General features: G+C 36.9%; 3 protein-coding genes. 1 reads left to right on the top strand and 2 read right to left on the bottom strand.

Annotated elements, in window-relative coordinates; all coding sequences use genetic code 11:
* Positions 1–663 precede the first annotated feature (663 nt).
* A complete protein-coding gene (locus tag H601_RS0112870) occupies positions 664–2,391 on the top strand; it encodes a tyrosine-type recombinase/integrase (RefSeq protein WP_026711874.1) in 1,728 nt (575 codons plus the stop codon).
* Between the two features lie 55 nt (positions 2,392–2,446).
* On the opposite strand, the gene H601_RS15805 is transcribed toward H601_RS0112870, so the two are convergent.
* Both H601_RS15805 and H601_RS0112860 read right to left on the bottom strand, forming a co-directional pair.
* Positions 2,447–2,701 (bottom strand): hypothetical protein, encoded by a 255-nt coding sequence (locus tag H601_RS15805; RefSeq protein WP_051220756.1) that lies wholly within the window; start codon positions 2,699–2,701, stop codon positions 2,447–2,449.
* A complete protein-coding gene (locus H601_RS0112860; RefSeq protein WP_026711873.1) occupies positions 2,688–3,140 on the bottom strand; it encodes a hypothetical protein in 453 nt (150 codons plus the stop codon). Before H601_RS0112860 ends, H601_RS15805 begins: the two co-directional genes overlap by 14 nt.
* Between the last annotated feature and the right edge of the window lie 113 nt (positions 3,141–3,253).

Below are 3,253 nucleotides of genomic sequence, written 5' to 3'. Positions count from 1 at the left end.
TCGACGATAGGAGAAATCTCATCAAAATTAGGGAATGTGGGAATTCGGCAATGAGGCAATTCGGCAATGTGTCAATTTGCTATCTTCGTTCAAAGAGTAGTGGTAAACATCATTATTGGTGTAATTGGAACACGGATGATGCGGATTTTAAAAATTTGAACGGATTTTTTTGATTCGCTTGGCGAATGCGGATGATCCCGAAGTCTCGGGACGGATTCATGAGTGCTATCTTTTTCCTTTTATAAAATGGCTTTCTTTCTAAGCAACAACAAAACTCAGCACCTCAGCAACTCAGCACCTCAGTACCTCAAAATTTTGACGCCATTTGACGCCATTTGACTACATTTGACATGATTTGACTGCATTTGACTGCATTTGACGAATTTCTTGACTTTTATGGTGGTTTTGTTCGGTATTTGTTCGATACTTGTTCGAACGGGCTTCGGAAAAAGGGGGTGTTTTCCGAACAAATGTGCAACTAATATGGAAGGAAACCCAAATATAGGGTTGATTTTGTAGTATTATTTTTCTTTTTTTTAAAACATTAAGAAGTTAAGTGTTTTAAGGTTCATTAAGAACAGATGTCACTCAGCACCTTAGCAACTCAGAGCCTCAGCACCTTTTAAATTATTTTTATATATTTGTATTTCAATTACACGCCATATGACATTATCTATCCGAAAAATTGAGCACAAAGGAGCATTTCGTATCGGGATTTTTTTTGAAAAGAATTATGCGATACAGCAACAACTAAAAGGGATTGGTGCGGTGTACAGCAGGACGTTTCAATGTTGGTACATTGATTACAACAAAGTAGCCTATCAACAGCTCAAAACCTTATTTCCCGATTTACAGATTCAGCAACCGGTGGCCGGCGAAACGAGTAGCCGTGACCTTCCACCCATAGCCAAAAGCGAACTTCAGTTAGGTTTACATCCTTCTGTAAACAACCCTGAACATATAACGAAAGTTGATTCGTTAGCCCAAAAGTTGCGATTAGAATTGTTACCCAATTTAGGAAAATACTGGGTGTTTAAAATTCGGTATGTGCAGTCGGTGGTTAATCAACTTAAGTTAGTGAAAGGAGTATATTGGCATGCTACCTACAAGGTATATATGGCCATGCGAAATCCGAAAGTAAAAGAAGCTGTCGAGCGTATTTTAGAAGTTTCCGATTTTTTTCCAGAAGATTATTTAGAAAAAGAAGTTGTTTTTGAAGGAAAGTCAATTGTTTTGCGTTCGCATCAAGAGGATGTGAAATGGATGGAAGTGTATGTTCCCCCTTTGTTGGCCTTATTGGAAAAGGTAAAACGCATTTCGATGGTTCGTTACAGTAAACCGAATGCTTGTTTTTTATTACCTGCTTCTCCGGCCGTTTATGAAGCGTTGGTAGCTCATTTTGAACCACATCGTGTAGTCATACAATCGGAATTGCCAAATGGGTATTTAAACAAACGGAATATAATTAATAAAAAGCAAATTGATTTGGCGAGAACAAAATCACAACTGTTTTCAACAGTCCCAGAGCCGGCTCATCGTTTTGTTTCTAATTATGTTGATACGTTGATGGCTGTGAATTACAGTCCTTCCACCATTCGTACCTACACGCAACAATTTTTACAATTTTTACGCGATTTTGAGTACAGAGACCCAAAGGATATTACGTATAAAGAAACAGTTCGTTATTTGGCTTCTTTGATGGAACGAGGACTGAGTGCTACCTCCGGTCATTCGATGGTGAATGCATTGCTGTTTTATTATAATCAAGTAGAACAAATTCCCGGATATGAGTTAAAACTACCGAGACCGAAAAAGGAAAAGAAGTTGCCAAGTGTTTTAACGATGGAGGAATGTTTGTTGCTTTTTAGGGTAGTTGAAAATCCGAAACATAAGTTATTGTTGTTGATTGGTTATGGAGCGGGATTACGCGTGAGTGAGATTGTGAATTTAGAATGGCGGGATATTTTGTTTGCGGAACACAAGATTCATATCAGGAATGCGAAGGGTAAGAAGGACAGAATGGTGATGTTGCCTTACAGCATTGTTAGTTCGTTGGAGTATTACAAGCAAACGTATCAAACGAAAAAGTATGTATTTGAGGGGCAATTTGCGGGTGAACCTTATTCAACTAGAAGTGTACAAGAAGTCATGCGAATGGCTTTACAAAAGTCCGGTTTGGAAAAGAAGGCTACGGTGCATACGTTACGCCATAGTTTTGCCACGCATTTGTTGGAAAACGGAACAGACATTCGGTATATCCAGCAGTTTTTGGGACATTCGAGCATCAAAACGACAACAGTTTATACGCACATTAGTGCGAGTGCGGTGAGTAAAATTCAAAGTCCGTTAGATCGGATTGCAGAGCAAAACCATCAGAAAAAACTTGAATAAAAATTGAAAAGTTAAAAAAAGTTACATAAATTTGAAGATATTTACTAGTTACCTGCTATTTTGAAGAACCTATACGCTTAAATCCAAAACTTTCAGGAATTTCTTCAGTATCTAAATTTCCACTTGCAACTAATTTCATTGCATCAAGTGTAATTCTTGCAGTTCCTATAATTTTATCTGAAACGCCTATAATTGCATCAGCTCTTTTTGCTTCTGCTTCAATTTGTTCAGTTGTCAAATCTTCATCATTCAATCGCTCTAATGCTGCGAAAAGATGGTCGTTTAAATCGGAAAGTTTATTTTTTGCCATTTTTTAAATTTTTAAGTTTTCTTCTAATTTTTATTTGTAATCTTTTTGTTTCTACAATTTCAGGAATTTCTCTTGAAACTTCTGTAGGTATATCGTAACGAGTTGCTAAAACATCTCTAACATAACAATCTTGTAATTCTTCACGATATTTTTTCTTAAAATGAATTTCTAATTTTCTGCGTTTTTCTTTATTATCAGGATTAGCTCGATAATCTTTAGCGTATTGTTTTCTTTTTTCTTGATTTTCCTGATAGTTTTTAATTGCTCTAGGTTTAGCTTCTTTTCTGCCACAAGGCTTGCAATAATTTCCAATTCTATGTTTATTTCTTGCTTTACTAAAATAAGTCGGATATTCTTCAACTTTTTTATTCTCTTTACATATCGGACAAACTTTATGAGTAAAAGAAAAAACAGCAGGTAATCGAGTAGACTGCCCCACTAGAAACTAGCAGGGAGAGCCTCTCACACCACCGAGCATACGGGTCACGTACTCGGCGGTTCGCAAAGAGATGGGTTGAGTTGAATGTAGACTTCCGTTAAGGATTCGTATCC

Origin of the sequence: Flavobacterium filum DSM 17961, from assembly GCF_000425465.1 — a bacterium.
Lineage (GTDB): Bacteria > Bacteroidota > Bacteroidia > Flavobacteriales > Flavobacteriaceae > Flavobacterium > Flavobacterium filum.
The sequence above is the reverse complement of the archived record's forward strand: the minus strand, read 5'-3'. Positions and strand labels throughout refer to the sequence as shown.